Source organism: Porphyromonas gingivicanis JCM 15907 (assembly GCF_000614585.1).
In the GTDB taxonomy this organism is placed as follows: Bacteria; Bacteroidota; Bacteroidia; order Bacteroidales; family Porphyromonadaceae; genus Porphyromonas; species Porphyromonas gingivicanis.
On record NZ_BAKX01000001.1, the window covers coordinates 78,882 to 96,009 of the forward strand.

The 17,128-nt window shown below is 41.2% G+C and carries 12 protein-coding genes and 2 pseudogenes; 6 read left to right on the top strand and 8 right to left on the bottom strand.

Annotated elements, in window-relative coordinates:
- Window positions 1-573: 573 nt before the first annotated feature.
- Window positions 574-1,314 carry a M23 family metallopeptidase gene (locus tag JCM15907_RS09865; RefSeq protein ID WP_242396736.1) on the bottom strand — a complete coding sequence of 247 codons (741 nt, stop codon included), beginning with the start codon at window positions 1,312-1,314 and terminating at the stop codon, window positions 574-576.
- 283 nt (window positions 1,315-1,597) lie between these two features.
- Here JCM15907_RS09865 and mutS point away from each other — a divergent pair.
- The 4 genes and pseudogenes from mutS (at window position 1,598) to JCM15907_RS00340 (ending at window position 6,634) form a co-directional block, all read left to right on the top strand.
- A pseudogene (mutS, locus tag JCM15907_RS09870) lies at window positions 1,598-4,244 on the top strand (DNA mismatch repair protein MutS).
- Between the two features lie 307 nt (window positions 4,245-4,551).
- On the top strand, window positions 4,552-4,950 hold the full coding sequence (locus JCM15907_RS00330; RefSeq protein ID WP_025842248.1) for a DoxX family protein: 399 nt from the start codon (window positions 4,552-4,554) through the stop codon (window positions 4,948-4,950).
- Between the two features lie 400 nt (window positions 4,951-5,350).
- On the top strand, window positions 5,351-6,079 hold the full coding sequence (locus JCM15907_RS00335; protein WP_025842249.1) for a pirin family protein: 729 nt from the start codon (window positions 5,351-5,353) through the stop codon (window positions 6,077-6,079).
- Between the two features lie 21 nt (window positions 6,080-6,100).
- Window positions 6,101-6,634 carry an NADPH-dependent FMN reductase gene (locus JCM15907_RS00340; RefSeq protein ID WP_025842250.1) on the top strand — a complete coding sequence of 178 codons (534 nt, stop codon included), beginning with the start codon at window positions 6,101-6,103 and terminating at the stop codon, window positions 6,632-6,634.
- Between the two features lie 427 nt (window positions 6,635-7,061).
- Here JCM15907_RS00340 and rsmD read toward each other — a convergent pair whose 3' ends face one another.
- The 7 genes and pseudogenes from rsmD to JCM15907_RS09875 form a co-directional block, all read right to left on the bottom strand.
- The gene (rsmD, locus tag JCM15907_RS00345) at window positions 7,062-7,616 is read right to left on the bottom strand and encodes a 16S rRNA (guanine(966)-N(2))-methyltransferase RsmD (protein ID WP_025842251.1); all 555 of its coding nucleotides are present in this window, start codon (window positions 7,614-7,616) and stop codon (window positions 7,062-7,064) included.
- A gap of 257 nt (window positions 7,617-7,873) precedes the next feature.
- Window positions 7,874-8,467, bottom strand: coding sequence for a DUF3822 family protein (locus tag JCM15907_RS00355; RefSeq protein WP_025842252.1), 594 nt, complete (start codon window positions 8,465-8,467; stop codon window positions 7,874-7,876).
- Complete coding sequence (locus tag JCM15907_RS00360) at window positions 8,468-9,109, bottom strand: hypothetical protein (RefSeq protein WP_025842253.1); 642 nt, start codon at window positions 9,107-9,109, stop codon at window positions 8,468-8,470. It abuts the gene before it with no gap.
- Window positions 9,110-9,384: 275 nt separating this feature from the next.
- A complete protein-coding gene (hflX, locus tag JCM15907_RS00365; protein WP_025842254.1) occupies window positions 9,385-10,605 on the bottom strand; it encodes a GTPase HflX in 1,221 nt (406 codons plus the stop codon).
- A gap of 37 nt (window positions 10,606-10,642) precedes the next feature.
- Entirely contained in the window at window positions 10,643-11,689 is a 1,047-nt protein-coding gene (gene rfbB / locus JCM15907_RS00370; protein WP_025842255.1) for a dTDP-glucose 4,6-dehydratase, read from the bottom strand.
- 14 nt (window positions 11,690-11,703) lie between these two features.
- Window positions 11,704-12,585, bottom strand: coding sequence for a glucose-1-phosphate thymidylyltransferase RfbA (gene rfbA / locus JCM15907_RS00375; protein WP_025842256.1), 882 nt, complete (start codon window positions 12,583-12,585; stop codon window positions 11,704-11,706).
- Between the two features lie 106 nt (window positions 12,586-12,691).
- Window positions 12,692-14,352, bottom strand: a pseudogene (locus JCM15907_RS09875) (dipeptidase).
- Window positions 14,353-14,841: 489 nt separating this feature from the next.
- On the opposite strand from JCM15907_RS09875, the gene JCM15907_RS00390 reads away from it, so the two are divergent.
- Window positions 14,842-15,333 (top strand): TlpA family protein disulfide reductase, encoded by a 492-nt coding sequence (locus JCM15907_RS00390; RefSeq protein ID WP_025842257.1) that lies wholly within the window; start codon window positions 14,842-14,844, stop codon window positions 15,331-15,333.
- 7 nt (window positions 15,334-15,340) lie between these two features.
- On the top strand, window positions 15,341-17,116 hold the full coding sequence (locus JCM15907_RS00395; RefSeq protein WP_025842258.1) for a DUF6029 family protein: 1,776 nt from the start codon (window positions 15,341-15,343) through the stop codon (window positions 17,114-17,116).
- The last annotated feature ends 12 nt before the right edge of the window (window positions 17,117-17,128 follow it).

Consider the following 17,128-nt stretch of genomic DNA (forward strand, 5'->3'; position numbering starts at 1 on the left):
TTCAAAAATTTGTTTTAATAGATTTTTGCAAGGTCGGGACGAATGCTGTGGTTATGGGTTGTAAAATATTAGGAGACTGACGCTCAAGAGGGCATAGCTGTGTGACCCAACCTGAACATCAATAGTAATACAGGCGTTTGGTATTATTTCATAGTCCCTAATCGGAAGATTTTTATATCTAATGATGGATTGTATAAAGAAAAAGGAGAGAGAGTTCAATAAGAAGTCTCTCTCCTTTTTAGTCGTTGTTTTGCGAATAGATTACTATTAGAGTTTATCTGATTCTCAATGTTTTTCCAGGACGAAGAGTCGCCTTTGTACTCATATTGTTGAGCTTGCAAAGGCGAGAAACTGGTACTCCTGTTTTTTTTGCGATGGCTCCGAGTGTATCCCCCTTTCTAATCCTATAAACTGAAGGCGTTTTTGCTTGAACCTTGGCTTGCGCTGCTGATGGATCAAGAGAACTTGCCCCTTTGTAACTTGTGGCTTCACTATAAGCAAAAGTTCCTACAGTTTTTCCTCCTTTATATTGGAAAGTATAGACATCTCGCCAAGGAGCCCCCTCTGAGAAATCTATGATGAAAGAAGGTTGATGTCTACCCCCATAAATCGTGTCTCAAAATGGAGGTGGGGACCCGTAGAGCGACCCGTAGAGCCTCCTAAGCCAATAGGTTCTCCTGCTCGTACTATTTGGTCTTTTTGCACCAAATGGCGACTAAGATGACCATAAACAGTCTCCAACCCATTGGGATGGCGTATTACTACATAGTTGCCATAGCCTTTACCTTCATAGTCACGGATGCGAATCTTTCCGTCAAAGGCAGCACGTACAGTATCTCCGGTTCTAAGGGCTAAATCAACCCCTTTGTGTTGGCGACGGAAACGACGACGATAACCATAACCTGATGTAAGTCTTATTTTTCCATCAAGGGGCATCACAAATCCATTACAGTCGATATCGTGTGATGCAGGGATTGCTACATGCTGTCCCGCAAAAGGATTGACATAACTACCCCAGCTATTCTCTCCGTAGAGTTCAATAGCTGGGGCATTGAGGGCCTCATCGGCCAGCTCAAGTTCAAGAGCAGCTTTGTTTGCCTTGATTTTTTCAATTCCTTTTAGACCGTCAGCAAGTAGGTTGTCCAGATTGAGGGTGTCTGCAACGTTACTTCGTATCGCTCGTTTTTGCACAGGATTCGTAGCCATCGTACGAGGACCACGTTCCAAAGCAACCGCTCTCTCCGAGGAGAAAGCCTGTAGAGGAAACGCAAGCAACACTGCAAAGCCCGCAAAAACGAAGCCTTTTCTTAGCATTGTCATTGTTTGAATTAATTGTTTGTATCTCATTGGTAAAACGCAAAGCGTGCCTCCGTTATACACCGCTAACGAGAAGCACCACTTACACTTCAAGCCACAAATATAGATAATCGAAATGAAAATACCAAATATCCTTCACTCTTTTTTTGTTGGAAAAAGAATTTTTACACCGAAATCTCTCTTGACGAGGGTACACTACGACTTTTTGCCATGTAAAATAAACTTACATCAAACTCTTTTGTACTTTTGTTTCTCATATAGCTCCAAAATTGATATTGTCGTGGCAGGAAATGTTGTAGAAACGCCTTTGATGAGGCAATACTTTCAGATTAAGCAAAAGCATCCCGATGCTATTCTCCTCTTTCGTGTAGGAGACTTTTATGAAACTTTTGTCGAAGATGCTGTTGAGGCTGCTCGTATATTGGGGATTACCCTCACGCGGAGGCTAATGGTTCGGCGCAACATGTAGAGCTAGCAGGATTTCCTCATCACGCCTTAAATACCTATTTACCTCGTCTCATAGCGGCTGGCAAAAGAGTCGCTATATGTGACCAACTGGAAGACCCCAAACTGACTAAAAAGTTGGTTAAGAGGGGAATTACTGAATTGGTCACCCCAGGAGTTGCTGTCGGAGATCATGTGTTGGAGAACAAAGAGAACAACTTCTTGGCTGCTATTACATTTGGAAAGGAGCGTATAGGACTCTCTTTTTTGGATATATCGACGGGTGAATTTTCTGCCGTAGAGGGAGATGATAGATTGATAGAAAAACTTCTTGCAGGCTATAAACCTAAGGAGATCTTAGTGGAGCGCAAGCAGCGTTCGGAGTACAATCAACGTATGGGAGATATACATTCTTTTGTTTTCGAAACAGATGATTGGCTTTTTACTCCTTCGAATAATAAAGAGCGACTACTCCAACACTTTGGGGTAAAATCTTTAAAGGGATATGGTCTAGAAAACTATCCTCTCTCCATTACAGCTGCAGGGGCCATTCTCAATTATTTAGACCTTACGCAGCATACAGAAATAGGCCATATCACGTCTATTAGTCGCATTGATGAGGGGAAGTTTGTACGCTTGGACAACTTCACGATTCATAGCTTGGAGCTACTGCAACCGATGAATCCCGATGGGTTAAGTTTGTGCGATATATTGGATAGAACTATAACTCCCATGGGGGCAAGGCTTTTGCGACGATGGATTGCCTTTCCTCTCAAAGAGATAGCACTAATTGAAGAGCGACAGCATATTGTTAATCATCTACATAATACCTCTTCGCTTCGCCTTGACCTGAAGAACCTTTTCCCAGAAATCGGAGATTTAGAGCGTATGGTTTCTAAAGCCTCCATGAAGAGGATAACCCCTCGAGAAGTAGTTTCTTTAGCGAATGCTCTTATTGCCATAGAAGAAATCAAAAAAAAGTGTGCCGCTACAGACAATGCCTTTCTACAATCTTTAGCTTCGGGTTTGGCTCTATGTGAGTTGCTGCGGGAGCGCATTAAATATGAACTTAACCCTGATGCTCCTCAACAGGTAAATAAGGGTAACGTTATTGCAGAGGGGTATAGTGAAGAACTCGACGAACTCCGTCGATTGGCTTTTTCTGGAAAAGACTACTTGTTGGCACTACAACAGAGAGAGAGCGACCGTACAGGGATTCCTTCTCTAAAGGTAGGTTTCAATAACGTATTCGGTTACTACATAGAGGTGCGTAATGCGCATAAAGATAAAGTACCTCAAGAGTGGATTCGTAAGCAGACTTTGGTTAATGCAGAACGTTATATAACAGAAGAACTTAAAGAGTATGAACAGAAGATATTAGGGGCAGAGGAGAGGATACTAACTTTAGAGACCCTTCTTTTCAATCAATTGGTAGATGATCTTCAGGAATCTGTCGTAGCACTCCAGCAAAATGCTCGTCTACTTTCCACTCTTGATGTCTTACTCTCGTTTGCAGAAGTGGCTTTAGCACAGAACTATGTCTGCCCAGTTGTAAACGACTCTCTCATCCTAGATATTAAAGAGGGACGACATCCCGTAATTGAGCAACGGCTCCCCTTTGGAGAACCCTACATAGCCAATGACCTTTTATTGGATAACAATGGGTGCCAAATTATGATTATAACGGGTCCCAATATGAGTGGAAAGTCAGCTCTACTGCGCCAGACAGCTCTCATAACTCTGATGGCTCAAATAGGGAGTTTCGTTCCTGCTCGTAGTGCTTCGATAGGAGTAGTCGATAGTATTTTTACTCGTGTAGGAGCTTCGGACAATATCTCTATGGGAGAGTCCACTTTTATGGTAGAAATGCAGGAGGCTGCAAGTATTCTCAACAATCTCTCTTCTCGCAGTTTGGTTCTCTTTGATGAATTGGGAAGAGGTACCAGCACATTCGATGGTATTTCTATTGCATGGGCCATTGTTGAACATCTGCACAACACGCCTTTGATACGGCCAAAGACTCTCTTTGCTACCCATTATCACGAATTAAATGAAATGGCCCAATCTCTTTCTCGTGTACGCAACTATAGTGTGTCGGCAAAAGAAGTTGAGGGGCAAATGATTTTTCTTCGTAAACTGGTCGAAGGAGGAAATGAGCATAGTTTTGGTATTCAAGTAGCAAAATTGGCAGGGATGCCTCGGAGTATAGTAGATAGGGCGAGCGAAATACTTAAAACCCTCGAATCTGAACGAATACAGGATGGAGTTGTGGAAAGAGAAATAATGGCCATACCCGGAGTAGCAAGAGTACAAAAGATATTGATCGTAAAGAGGAAGAATTTCAACTTTCTTTCTTCCAAATGGAGGATCCTTTGCTTTTGGAAATTAGAGACGATTTGCTCGCCATAGACATTAATAATCTTACTCCAATAGAAGCTCTAAATAGGCTTAACTATATCAAAAGTCTACTTAAGAAGTATTAGCTATAGTCTGTTCTCGAAGTTTGAGCATCAATAGTAATGCAGACAATGGGGGTTGTTATGTAACAGTCTCCTTATTAATATTTAAGTTCATTCTTGTATACGCTTCTTTTGCTTTACGTATTTGTATTCTTTGCGAAATCTGTACACTGTTCTCTTCTTGTAAACATAAAATAGCTCGTGTGAGATGTAAATAGTTTTTTATTTCCTATTTTTGTGATAGCTGGTTAGTAAATCGCATAGGTTTTTAATCATAAGTATAATAATTGTGCTGAGTAGAGAAAGTTTATTGTTAACTATATAAATGTCTATGAATAGAAATAAAGATTTAGGATTCTTAGTGATACGCCTTTCAATAGGTATTATGATGCTACTTCATGGTATAGCCAAATTAATTGGAGGAGTAGGAGCAGTTCAAGGTATGGTTGTGGCCAAAGGGCTTCCCGCATTTATTTCCTATGGTGTCTATATAGGAGAGGTAATTGTTCCCCTTCTTCTTATTATTGGATATCGTACGAGGCTGGCGGCTTTAATTTTTGCCCTCAATTGTTTGGCCATTATTTGGTTCGGAGGTCATTCGATCTTTACTCTGGATAAATTTGGAGGATGGTCGGCTGAACTACCAGGACTTTTCTTCTTTGGAGCCTTGTCTCTCTTCTTTACTGGTGCTGGCAAGTATGCACTATCCAGTAGCAATAAGTGGGATTAATACTCCTTTAAAAATCTATTTTATACGACCGTACCCACTGTACAATTATTCGGTGGGTGCGGTTTCGTATTTATGAGATTTTTATACTCTCTTACAAAGCGGATGAAAGAACTTTTTTATGGGACTTCATAAGGGAGAAATAAATAGCAGAGTAGGGAGAGGATATGAATAAGATTTATTGCATGTGTTAGGAGAAAATTTTTTGGTTTTAGAGGGTATTGAGATTGATGACAGAAAGGGTATGCACAAGTAGATGATGGGGTGAGAGTTTTGAGAATAGTGCAACAAGAACTTTATTTATACGGAGGATTTGTTTTAGTATTTCTACCTCTTAACATAGGTCAATGTGTGTTTCTTGAGAGTCTAATACTTTTGCCTTGTAAATAAAGAATAAGTTAAGATGAAGACAATATTACATCAGGCTAAGACTCGCGGATTTGCTAATCACGGGTGGCTCAAAAGCTACCATACTTTTAGCTTTGCTGACTATTATGATCCAGCGCGTGTAAACTTTGGAACACTTAGAGTTATTAATGAAGATCGTGTGGTAGGAGGAGAAGGATTTGGTACGCATCCGCACAGAGATATGGAGATTATATCTATCCCTCTATCTGGAGCATTAGAGCATAAAGATAGTATGGGTAATGGGAGCGTTATCAAGCGTGGAGAGATTCAAGTAATGTCGGCAGGCACAGGAGTAACTCATAGTGAGATGAACGCTTCGGACGAAGAACTTGTACACTTTCTGCAAATTTGGATTTTCTCCAAAGAGAAGGGTGTCTCGCCTCGTTATCAACAAAAGAAAATATCGGAGTTTGTGCAGCCCAATGAGTTTCAGCAGATACTATCTCCTAATCCCGATGATCAGGGTGTGTGGATTCATCAGGATGCTTGGTTTAGCTGGGGGGAGTTTGCTAAAGAGACAACTACCTCCTATACAATTAAACGTAAAGGTAATGGGGCATACTTCTTTATTATAAGTGGAAAGGTTGAAGTGGAAGGGCAACAACTTGGTCCCAGCGATGGTTTCGGAGTATGGGAAGTCGACAATATTAGCGTACGCGCTATGGAGGGTGCAGTGGTGCTCGTGATGGATGTACTGATGCAACTCCCTAACTATTTATATTAATCAAAATAAAAGAATAAACGAATGAAAGTATTAGCATTTGCTGGATCTAATTCTCGGCAATCAATTAACAAGACTCTGCTTAAATATGCCTTGAGTTTTGTAAAAGAAGGTATCGAAATTGAGTGGGTTGATCTCAATGATTATGAAATGCCTATCTATTCTGTTGAACGAAATCAAGAGGGCATTCCAGCTCAAGCCATAGATTTTAAGCGTAAACTGGAGGCTGCAGATGCCATTGCTTGCTCTTTAGCAGAGCATAATGGAGCTTTTAGCACAGCCTTCAAGAATCTCTACGATTGGACATCTCGTATAGATATGAATGTTTTCGGACAAAAACCTATGTTACTTATGAGTACATCTCCAGGTCCAAGAGGTGGTGCTTCTGTACTAAACCTTGCTTCAGAAACTTTTCCATGGTTTGGGGGTAACATTATTGCAAAGTTTTCACTGCCCAGTTTTGGTCAAACATTTGATGTGGAAAAAGGAGTGATTGTAGACGCTGATGCTGATCGACAACTACGTGAGCAGGTAGCTCTCTGGCAGGATACATTTTGACCCATATTTGATTACCATGAGGAACACAACTACAAAGATTCAAGAGTCCCCTAAATAATGGGGACTCTGCCATAGAAATCTGTCGCAGGAAATTATTGGGTTTAAGGATGAAAATAATTTGCTTACGGTATATATAGGAATTCGAAAACCAATAGAGATAATACTCTTTCCGAATAATTAGTCTAAATCTATTTGGAACGAATTAGGAGAGAATCAAATAATGTAGACCGTTGTCTATTCTCGTAAAAGTTGATTAAAACGACTTTGGAGAACTTGTACAACGGTTTTATTTATTGCCTGAATATACAAAATGATTATACCTTACGTTTGAAACGATTAAAGGTTATACCCAAAAGCATTAATCCTTTTTACTCAAAGGATTATACTTCTGTGTGGCTTTTTATACTCTAAGAAAGAGGGGAGAATATTAGTTCCCTGTTTTGGAGAAAAAGGAGAAGTTTACGGCACTATAGCTTTTGTGCCTTAGAAAGTGAGATATTTCTGAAAAATCGTAGGTGGAGGGATGCTCTACAATGAGAAGACCATCGGGTTTCAATAGAGAAGATGAGAGAATAAGTGTGGGAATTTCTCCTAACCATGGAAGATCATAGGGAGGGTCGGCAAAGATTACATCATACGATTTCCCTTCTTCTTGTGCCGATTGGATAAAGGAACGCATCTCTTTGACGAAGGTTTGTGCATCATTTGTAGCCCCAATCTCTGTAATTACCTGACGGACAAAGGCTATATGTTTAGGATTTTTGTCCACCATGGTTACTTGACGTGCCCCACGAGAAATAAACTCTACTCCGATGCTACCTGTGCCACAGAAAAGGTCTAACACATCAATATCTTCAAGTCCTATGGAAGCATTGAGTGAATCAAATAGAGCCTCTTTAGCCAAGTCTGTAGTAGGGCGGAGTTTTAAGCCTTTGGGGAGAGTAAATCTCCTTCGACCATATTTTCCACTTATTATGCGCATACAAGTGTATTGTAACTGTTATTGTTGAGAACTCCACTTGTAAGTTATGCCCAAAGAGGGGATATTCTCCTGAAGAACAAGAGCCACTTTTTGAGTTTCTTCTTTAGGCAAAGGTTCAGTGTAGTTCAAAACTATAAGTTTTTCTTCGATAGTGGATGCCGTATGGTTTAGAGCATTGAGAGAGGAGCCGATGTAGAAAAGTATTTGGTCTGCTATACCTTGAGGAGATAGAGTAGGCGCAAGTTCAAATTTATTGGCTAAAAGAATAGTGCTTTATGACAGGCAATGAGATTGATATGTCTGTTGGCTATGAAGACAAATAGTTGTAGTGGAGACTCCTTATGTGAGGAGTTAATAGCCTCTTTTAGTTGCTTGACAATGCTGGCTTCTATAGTACGGTAGGGATAGGTTCTTCGCAAAAAAGAGTAAGCCTTTGAAGACCAGCAGGCGAGGAGTTGTATGCCATACTCGTTAATAGGATAAGTCGCCACATATCCAACGCTATCATCTTGTAATATCAATGAAGAAGATATCCAAAGATTTTCTTTACCCTCAATAGCTATTCCTGGAGGAATTAGGATAAAGTTCTCTTCGGGGAAGGAAATAGTTACGTCTTGATAAGGATATGTAAGAAAGGGATGGGTGTAAATGAGTTCACTTAATTCTCCCTCTAAAGAGAGCTTGTCTTTCTTTGCAAAGAGGATTTTATCACTGTGTAGTAAGGAAGATGTTTCAGAAGAGGATATGAAAAAAGCAAGTCCATCTGTAGAAATACAGATGGACATTGTACATTTCTCTGCTTCTTTTTCTGTTATAAGTGAAGCAAGTTTACCATTGCTGAGCTCAGCCATTTATTCCCAGTTACCTGTACTCTTAAACTCTTCTAAAGAGCCAATTACGAGACCTGGATACCCCTTACCATTGTTGCGACTTTTGGCATCACGGATTTTATTGTCAAGGATTTGACGATCCATACCTTGTAGATATACCTCCATTGGCACACCAGCTTGAAATACTGCCATGTTAATAGTGTCATTACCGACTTCTTGAGGTATGACTGAGGCTTGAATTTCTATTTGATGTTGGGGAAATTCGGGTACGAGGATAAGCTCGGCTGGATTTTCTCCATTTTTCAAAAGAGAATCTTTAGCACTAACGTATATAGTATCACGTTTGATGAGTCCTTGTCTTGCAGCGTCTGCTTCCGAAAGTCCTTTTTCAAACATAGCATCAGTGTAGTCTCCTTCAGCCTTGATAACAAATATCTTCCCATCTGTAAGGAATTGTACCAACTCCTCTGCCGAAGCAAACTGCCCATAGGCCTCACGGTAAGCCAACTCGTAAGTAGCAATGTCTTTTAGCCGTTTTTGTATGAGTGCTTCACGTCTTCTCTGCTCTTTGTTAAACTGTTCTGGAGTGAAAATACTCATCACACACAAATAAGCAAGTACTATAACGGCCAAGCCGACCAGTATTTTTACTACAACCTTCATCTTTATGATTATTTACTATTTATGTTTTCTTTCAAGGATGCTCACTATATCAGAAGCAACAAGGCAACCTTTTAGCTTTACTAAGCCCTTTTACTCCGCAAATATACAACTACCCGAACAAATTGGAACAATAGTCTGAGAAAAATATCTATTAGTGTTTGTTACCTAATTCCGTTTCTAATGTTTTGTGTATGTGTCTACAAAAGGGCAGAAGTTTATTGCCTCCCACTTAATTCTATCTTTTTTATGTGGAGAATAGACGAGGATAAGAGGCTCTATTCCTCCAGACCTTCGTAGTCTTGGAATAGGAAGTCATTATAGGGATAACGGCGAATGTGTATCTCTTTTACTCGCTCGTAGAGCATAGACTTGAGTGCTTCGATACCGTCGCCTGTATAAGCAGAAACGAAGAGACAGTCTCTACCGATTTTTGCCATCCAGCTGCGTTCAAGCTCTTCTCGGCTATAATTTTCTCGGCTTCGAGGTGTTAAGTCATCTTCATCTTTTGGGGTATAAGTAAAAGCATCTGTTTTATTGAATAAGAGTATTTGAGGTTTTTCTTCTTTGCCCAATAGCTCTCTTAGCGTGGCGTCTACTACATTGATTTGAGACTCAAAGTCGGGATGACTGATGTCCACCACGTGTATGAGTAAGTCAGCCTCTCGCACCTCGTCCAAAGTGCTTTTGAAACTCTCAATAAGTTCTGTGGGGAGCTTGCGAATAAAGCCCACTGTGTCACTTATCAAAAAAGGTAGATTGTGTAGAATTACTTTGCGAACCGTAGTGTCAAGGGTGGCAAAAAGTTTGTTTTCGGCAAAGACATCACTTTTAGATAGAACATTCATAAGCGTAGATTTGCCCACGTTGGTATATCCTACTAAAGCTACACGCACCATCTTGCCACGGTTTTTCCGTTGCACGCTTTTTTGCCTATCGATTTGTTTTAGTTCCTCTTTGAGTTTACTAATACGATCCAATATGATACGTTTGTCGGTTTCGAGCTGTGTTTCCCCAGGACCTCTCATCCCTACTCCTCCACGTTGGCGTTCCAAGTGTGTCCATAAACGAGTGAGTCGAGGGAGCATGTAGCGATATTGAGCCAGTTCTACTTGTGTTTTAGCATGAGCTGTTTGCGCTCGCGTAGCGAAAATGTCGAGGATAAGACTGGTACGATCTAATATGCGTACTTTAAGTGTGGTCTCTATATTTCTGAGTTGCTTGGGCGAGAGTTCGTCATCGAAGATAGCCATATCAATACCTTCCTCCTGTATATACTGGGCTATCTCGTTGAGTTTCCCTTTCCCTACGAAAGTACTTGAGTGTGCCATATCGAGCTTTTGAATAAAACTCTTTATAGGCTGCACTCCAGCGGTCTCTGATAGGAAAGCTAACTCGTCAAGATAATCTTTAGCTTGCTGCTCTGTAACCTTAGGTGTTATAAGACCTATCAAAACAGCTTTTTCTCCTTGTGTAGCGGTAAGAATAAAATCTTTCATCTATAAAAGAAATCGAATATACTAATGCAACGGCTGTTTAGTGACGGAACTGCTCATTGTACTGTTGGTAAGCTCCCGAACTTATATTTTCGAGCCAGTCTCTATGTTCTAAGTACCAAATAACTGTTTTTCGTATCCCGTCGTCAAAAGAGGTTTGGGGAGTCCAGCCCAATTCATTTTTAATTTTTGAGGCATCTATCGCATATCGGAGGTCATGCCCTGCCCGATCTTCTACGTAAGTTATAAGCTTTAAAGAGTAGCCCGAGGGGCGTCCTAATAGTTGGTCAGTTATTTTTATTAGGGTTTGTATGAGGTCGATATTTTTCCGCTCATTGTGTCCTCCTATATTATAGGTCTGTCCATTTTTCCCCTTCCGATATATTAGGTCAATGGCTTGTATATGATCCTCTACATAGAGCCAGTCTCGAACATTTTCGCCATTACCATAGACTGGTAGAGGTTTCTCTAAACAGATGTTATGAATAAAGAGGGGAATTAATTTTTCGGGAAATTGATAGGGTCCATAGTTGTTGGAGCAATTGCTAATCACAGTGTCCATACCATAAGTATTGTGATACGCGCGAACGAAGTGGTCGCTCGAAGCCTTTGCTGCCGAATAGGGACTCTTCGGATTATAAGGCGTTTGCTCTGTGAAAAAGCCTCCAGAGAGAGGGAGAGAACCATACACTTCATCGGTAGATATGTGGTAGAAACGTCCTTGTATACCACTCTTTTTCCAGTTTCTGTGAGCCGTGTCAAGCAAGGTAAGAGTGCCTATAACGTTAGTTTGGGCAAAGAGCAGAGGGGTTTCAATGGATCGGTCTACATGACTCTCGGCTGCCAAATGGATGATCCCCTCTATATTTTCCATCGAGAAGAGTTTTTGTAGTAGTGTAGCATTTGTAATGTCGCCTGCCACGAAGTTATAGTTGGAGTACTCTTTGAGGTCATCTATATTTGCCATATTGGCTGCATAAGTGAGATTATCTAAATTGATAATCTTTTGATGGGGGTAATGCTCTACGAAGTGGCGTACTACATGAGAACCGATAAATCCAGCTCCCCCAGTGATTAGGATACTCATTTTAGTCGTTGGATTTAGTTTTTTGTTTCAGTTAGAGAGAATAGGTATTGTCCATATCCATTTTTGCTCATAGGTTGAGCTATCTCTATTAGTCGCTCTGATGACAACCAACCGTTGTGGAAAGCAATTTCTTCCAAGCAAGCTATTTTTAGACCTTGTCGTTTTTCAATAACTTCGATAAAAGTCGAAGCCTCGCTTAGAGAGTCGTGGGTGCCTGTATCTAACCAGGTGAACCCTTGCCCCAAAAGTTCTAAATAAAGAGCCCCTTTGTCTAAAAATGCTTGATTGACTGAAGTGATTTCCAATTCTCCTCGAGCAGAGGGTTTGATGTTGTGTGCTATTTGTATTACCTCGTTTGGGTAAAAATAGAGTCCTGTTACGGCATAATTGCTCTTGGGGTTCTTGGGCTTTTCCTCAATAGAAAGAAGTCTGTTTTGGGAGTCGAAAGAGGCTACTCCATAGCGTTCTGGGTCACTTACTCGGTAACCAAAGATGGTCCCCTTATGCTCCTCTTCCACTCTCTTAACAGCATTCTTGAGGAGGGGGGTAAATCCGGCTCCGTAAAAAATGTTGTCTCCTAAAACAAGGCATACAGCATCTTGTCCGATGAAAGACTCTCCAATTAGAAAAGCCTGTGCCAATCCATCAGGAGAGGGTTGCTCGGCATAACTAAGATTAATACCAAAGTCTCGACCGTCGCCCAACAAACGTCGAAAAGATGGCATATCTTCTGGAGTTGTAATAAGGAGTATGTCTCGTATCCCTGCCAGCATAAGTACGCTGATAGGATAGTAGACCATCGGTTTGTCGAATATGGGCAAAAGTTGCTTACTGACTCCCTTGGTTATAGGATATAAGCGAGTGCCTGAACCTCCAGCAAGAACAATTCCTTTCATAAAGCACTATAAAGGGTGAATACTTGTCTAATGAACAAAAGAGGATAGTGTCTTAAGGCGTTTTACGACTTAGACTACTATCCTCTTGATATAGGGTTAATAGAGATTAGTGTTCTCCTCCTTCTGACAGGAAGCGTTCTCCTGTTTGCTCTACAATTTGTTTGTAATACTCGGCATCGTACCCAGGAAAATCAGGGGTCTCACTAAGTCCGTAACCGTTGTCTTTGAAACGTCCGTTTTCTTCTTTCTTTCGGTTACCATCCATATACTTAACTAAGAGATACTCTCCGAGTTGCTTCCAGCGAGCGGTAGCTCCATTAGCTACTTGGCTGCTGTATTCGGTGAGGTAGTTAATGGCTTCTTCGCGAGAAGTTTTAAGTAGTCCAACTGCTTTTTGGTCTATTTGAGCGAGCATAGTGTCGAATCCTTGCTCCAACTCCTTCTGTACAGGGCGGATATCTTTTATCATTTGATCATAGCGATGATAAGCCATATTGGCAACCCAGTTATGAATCCAAAAGGCACTTGTCCATGAAAAATTCATCATATCTCCATTTCCTACACGGTAGCATTCGGGTGTTTGCTTCATAGAGGCATACATGGGCGTAAAGACGGCAGTATTAGCATCATCTACCCCAAACCACAATACACCTCCTACTTCATCTGGGAGGTAGTTGCGTAACTGAGCAACAAGAACAAAGCCCGTCTGTTGGGTGGCTATAGCACGTTCGTTAAAGTAAGTCTTTTCCTCGTGTTTCCAAGACATAGGTCTCCAGCGATAAGGTACTTTGTAGGGACCAGCACCAATGTCTTCGCACATGGTCATAGGAGTGCCTTCGTAGTGGTCTCGCATCATGTCGCGTACATCAGCTACAGAAAGTTTCTGTTTGGGGATTACATAGAGAGGCATAGGAGATTGATTTACATCACCCATAGCAAGAGCAAGATGTTTGTCCATACCTTCTGCAAAGCGGTTGAAGAAAGCCCAAACACGAGCTTCACAACCACGTAGGTTATCCTTAGTCCAAGGGTTATAGGCCTTTTGGAAGCTGAAGTCCTTATCTTTTCCTTTGAAGTAACCCATTTTGCGAGCAAACGAAATTACATCAGGAGAGTAGAGACAGTTTTCTGGGTCTTTGAATTTTATCTGCTGGATGCGCGCCTGATTGGCATGGGCAGAGATAGCATTGTCAGGAATACGCATAGCTACCCAAACAGCTCCTTTCTCCTTGGCACCCTTGCCGATGAGTTCCAGTACCCATACCTCATTTTTGTCGGCTATCGTGAAGCTCTCTCCAGAGCTGTGATAACCATACTCTTTAACCAAATTGGTCATTACTTTAATCGCCTCACGTGCAGTTTTAGCACGTTGGAGAGTAACTTGTATCAGACTACCATAATCCATAATTCCGTTGGGTATGGATAGCTCTTTTCTACCACCCCAAGTAGATTCTGTAATGGCTAATTGATGTTCGTTCATATTACCTATTACATTATAGGTATAGGGCACTTCGGGATATAGCCTAAGGGTTTGTGCGTATCCCACTCTATGATTTGTCTCATGGCTCCCTTAGCCCAATGTTGGGCAGGCCAGTGGTAGAGCTCACCATACAATGTATGAGAGTCGGCTGCATAAGAGATCATAATAGAACCATCTTTAGAAGCTCCTTTACCCACTATAAGGTCAGAGCATGCCTTGGCGTGTGGAGAGTTCCACAAAGTAAGAACAGTCGCTACAATGACTGCTAAGAGCGAGGTTATTTTCATATTGATTTCAATTTGAACTATTCACTGCCCACAAATATACTACAATACTATGGTATAGGGGGCAAGGAGATGAGCAAGAGTAGATGGTCGCGAAATAAATCTTTTCCTATTGCTTTGTCTTCGTTGATAATAAGCAGTCGGGTGCAATATTACTGCTCAATTGCTTTTTATTTGATGATTCATTCAAATAAGTTTCTTGCGCTACACCTATATTTTATATACATCCAGTCAATACATCCATTATTTTGGGGTGTAGCTTTTTGTAAAGTCTTTGTTCTGATAGAGCTTGGCTTAAGTCGATAGAGGCTAAGTGTATCTGGTTGTTTCTGGTGTAGTTAATGCTTGGAGGCTATAGAACGAGAAAAAATATCTACATAGAAGAAAAGAGATAATACCATTAACCCTTTCTCCAATAATCCCATCAAATGTCCTATATTTGTGCCAGTTTAGAACGTAAAAGAACAGAACAGATTTTAATTTAGTCGCATTATGAAAAAGCTAACTCTTCTATTTACCATCTTGTTAGTAGCGTTTGCAGCGCAAGCTCAGAACGCATTGCCCAGCGTAAATATTAAAACTTTGGCAGGAAAAGAAATCAATACTGCTAAACTTAATAACAATGGCAAGCCCTTTATCATCAGCTTTTTTGCTACATGGTGCAAGCCTTGTTTGAGAGAGTTGAAAGCTATCAACGAAGTGTATGCAGATTGGCAAGATGAAACAGGCGTTAAGTTAATCGCTGTTTCTATCGATGAGGGACAGAATGCTCAAAAGGTAAAACCTCTCGTAGACGGTAATGGTTGGGAGTATGAAGTGCTTTTGGATAGCAACTCTGACTTCAAGAGAGCTATGAAGGTGAACCTCATACCTGCCGTTTTTGTAGTAGATGGAAAGGGAAATATCGTGTACACCCATAGTGGTTATAGCGATGGTTCAGAAGAGCATCTTATAGAGGTAGTACGTAAACATCTAAAGAAATAAATAGGAAATGAAACAACAGATCCTTAGATGGGGGATGGCAGTAGTTGCTGCCCCCCTTTTCTTTTCGTCCGTTTGGGCCAATGATTCTATCCCCTCGACCTATACTCAGGGAGTGCCTGTAGAGAGACAAGAGTCTTTCTTCCCCCGCCCTGAGAAGTGGCAACCTCTGCAAGCCAGTTTTAGCGTGCAGAGCGATATGCTCTTCTCACGGACTAAAGGCGATACTTACAATAGCTGGAGAGGGAATAGCTATGTATCTGCTACACTTCGTAATAATTATTTGGAGTTAGGAACTCGCTTTGAAGAACTCTCGGCTCCACTGCCAGGAAGAAGTCTTATAGAGCAAGGAAGAGGCATACCTCATATGTACTTAACTGCTTACTATGGCAAGATGGCAGAAGTTACTTTGGGGGACTTTTACGATCAGTTTGGTAGCGGTACTATCTTCCGTGCCTATGAAGATCGCAACTTGGGCATAGATAATGCCCTTAGAGGGGCTCGTGTGGCGATTTCTCCTTACAAAGGGATTACTTTCAAAGCTCTAACAGGTCAGCAACGTTACAACTTTGATAGGACGTTCAAGGTGTTTAATCCTGATCGTGGTTTTGTGTCGGGAACAGACCTCAACTTGAGTGCTGAAGAATGGTTCTCTGGGCTCCGTTCTCGTAATATGAGTCTTCAATTAGGAGGCTCTTTCGTAACTAAGCAAGAGAAAGATGCGGATGTCTTGGTGTCTAGAGATGGTAAGAATTATCGCCTTAATTTACCCGAATATGTAGCAGCTTATGGGGGTAGACTACGTTTTGGGGTAGGTAACTTTGTTTTGAACGGAGAGTATTCTTATAAACTCAATGACCCAACCGCAGAAAATAACTATATCTACCATCCTGGATCTGTGGCAATGCTTTCTGCCTCTTATTCAAAGTCGGGTATGAGTGTGCTTTTGCAGGCTAAGCGTAGTGAGAACTTTAATTTTATGTCACAGCGCAGTTTGCTTGGGATGCACTTGCACGTAAATCATTTGCCTCCATTTACGGCACAGCACACCTACACTTTGGCAGCACTTTATCCTTATGCTACACAGCCAGCAGGAGAGTGGGCTTTTCAGGGAGAGCTTCGTTACAAGTTTGGTCGTAAAACAGCTCTCGGCGGTAAGTACGGAACAGGTGTGAGACTTAACGTATCTCATGTTCGTGGTCTGAAGAAGAACTATCTCCAAGGTGTAGATCCCTCTGTTCCTACTTCTATGTATGGTACTGATGGTTATACTTCGCCTTTCTTTGGTATGGGAGGGCTCTACTACTCTGATGTTAACGTAGAGATTAGTAAAAAGGTTTCTTCTAACTACAATTTTACCTTTACCTACTTACACCAAATCTATAATCAAGAAGTAGTAGAGGGGCACGTAGAAAATCCTCTTCAGGCAGATCCGTATATCTACTCTAACATATTTATCTATGATGGTACTTATAAATTGAGTCGCAAGGCCTCTTTGAGAACAGAGCTTCAGTTCCTTGCTACCAAGCATGCAGAGGGTAATTGGATTTATGGTTTGGCAGAGTTCTCTTTCTTGCCCAACTGGATGATTTCAGTTTCTGACCAATATAATATGGGTACTACCAAGCAACACTACTATATGGTAGGGGCTACTTATACAGAAGGTTCTCACCGTGTGATGCTTTCTTACGGAAGAACGCGTGCTGGTATGAACTGCTCTGGTGGGGTGTGTAGATGGATGCCTCAAACCAAAGGTTTCTACATTTCCTATACAGGTAACTTTTAATTAAACGAACAA

Bases quoted from the DNA above. Each gene is read 5' to 3' on its own strand.
- JCM15907_RS00360 (WP_025842253.1), bottom strand. From the start codon at position 9,109: ATGAAGGTTGTAGTAAAAATACTGGTCGGCTTGGCCGTTATAGTACTT.
- JCM15907_RS00330 (WP_025842248.1), top strand. From the start codon at position 4,552: ATGAATAGAAATAAAGATTTAGGATTCTTAGTGATACGCCTTTCAATA.
- JCM15907_RS00340 (WP_025842250.1), top strand. From the start codon at position 6,101: ATGAAAGTATTAGCATTTGCTGGATCTAATTCTCGGCAATCAATTAAC.
- rsmD (WP_025842251.1), bottom strand. From the start codon at position 7,616: ATGCGCATAATAAGTGGAAAATATGGTCGAAGGAGATTTACTCTCCCC.
- rfbA (WP_025842256.1), bottom strand. From the start codon at position 12,585: ATGAAAGGAATTGTTCTTGCTGGAGGTTCAGGCACTCGCTTATATCCT.
- rfbB (WP_025842255.1), bottom strand. From the start codon at position 11,689: ATGAGTATCCTAATCACTGGGGGAGCTGGATTTATCGGTTCTCATGTA.
- JCM15907_RS09865 (WP_242396736.1), bottom strand. From the start codon at position 1,314: ATGCTAAGAAAAGGCTTCGTTTTTGCGGGCTTTGCAGTGTTGCTTGCG.
- hflX (WP_025842254.1), bottom strand. From the start codon at position 10,605: ATGAAAGATTTTATTCTTACCGCTACACAAGGAGAAAAAGCTGTTTTG.
- JCM15907_RS00335 (WP_025842249.1), top strand. From the start codon at position 5,351: ATGAAGACAATATTACATCAGGCTAAGACTCGCGGATTTGCTAATCAC.
- JCM15907_RS00395 (WP_025842258.1), top strand. From the start codon at position 15,341: ATGAAACAACAGATCCTTAGATGGGGGATGGCAGTAGTTGCTGCCCCC.
- JCM15907_RS00355 (WP_025842252.1), bottom strand. From the start codon at position 8,467: ATGGCTGAGCTCAGCAATGGTAAACTTGCTTCACTTATAACAGAAAAA.
- JCM15907_RS00390 (WP_025842257.1), top strand. From the start codon at position 14,842: ATGAAAAAGCTAACTCTTCTATTTACCATCTTGTTAGTAGCGTTTGCA.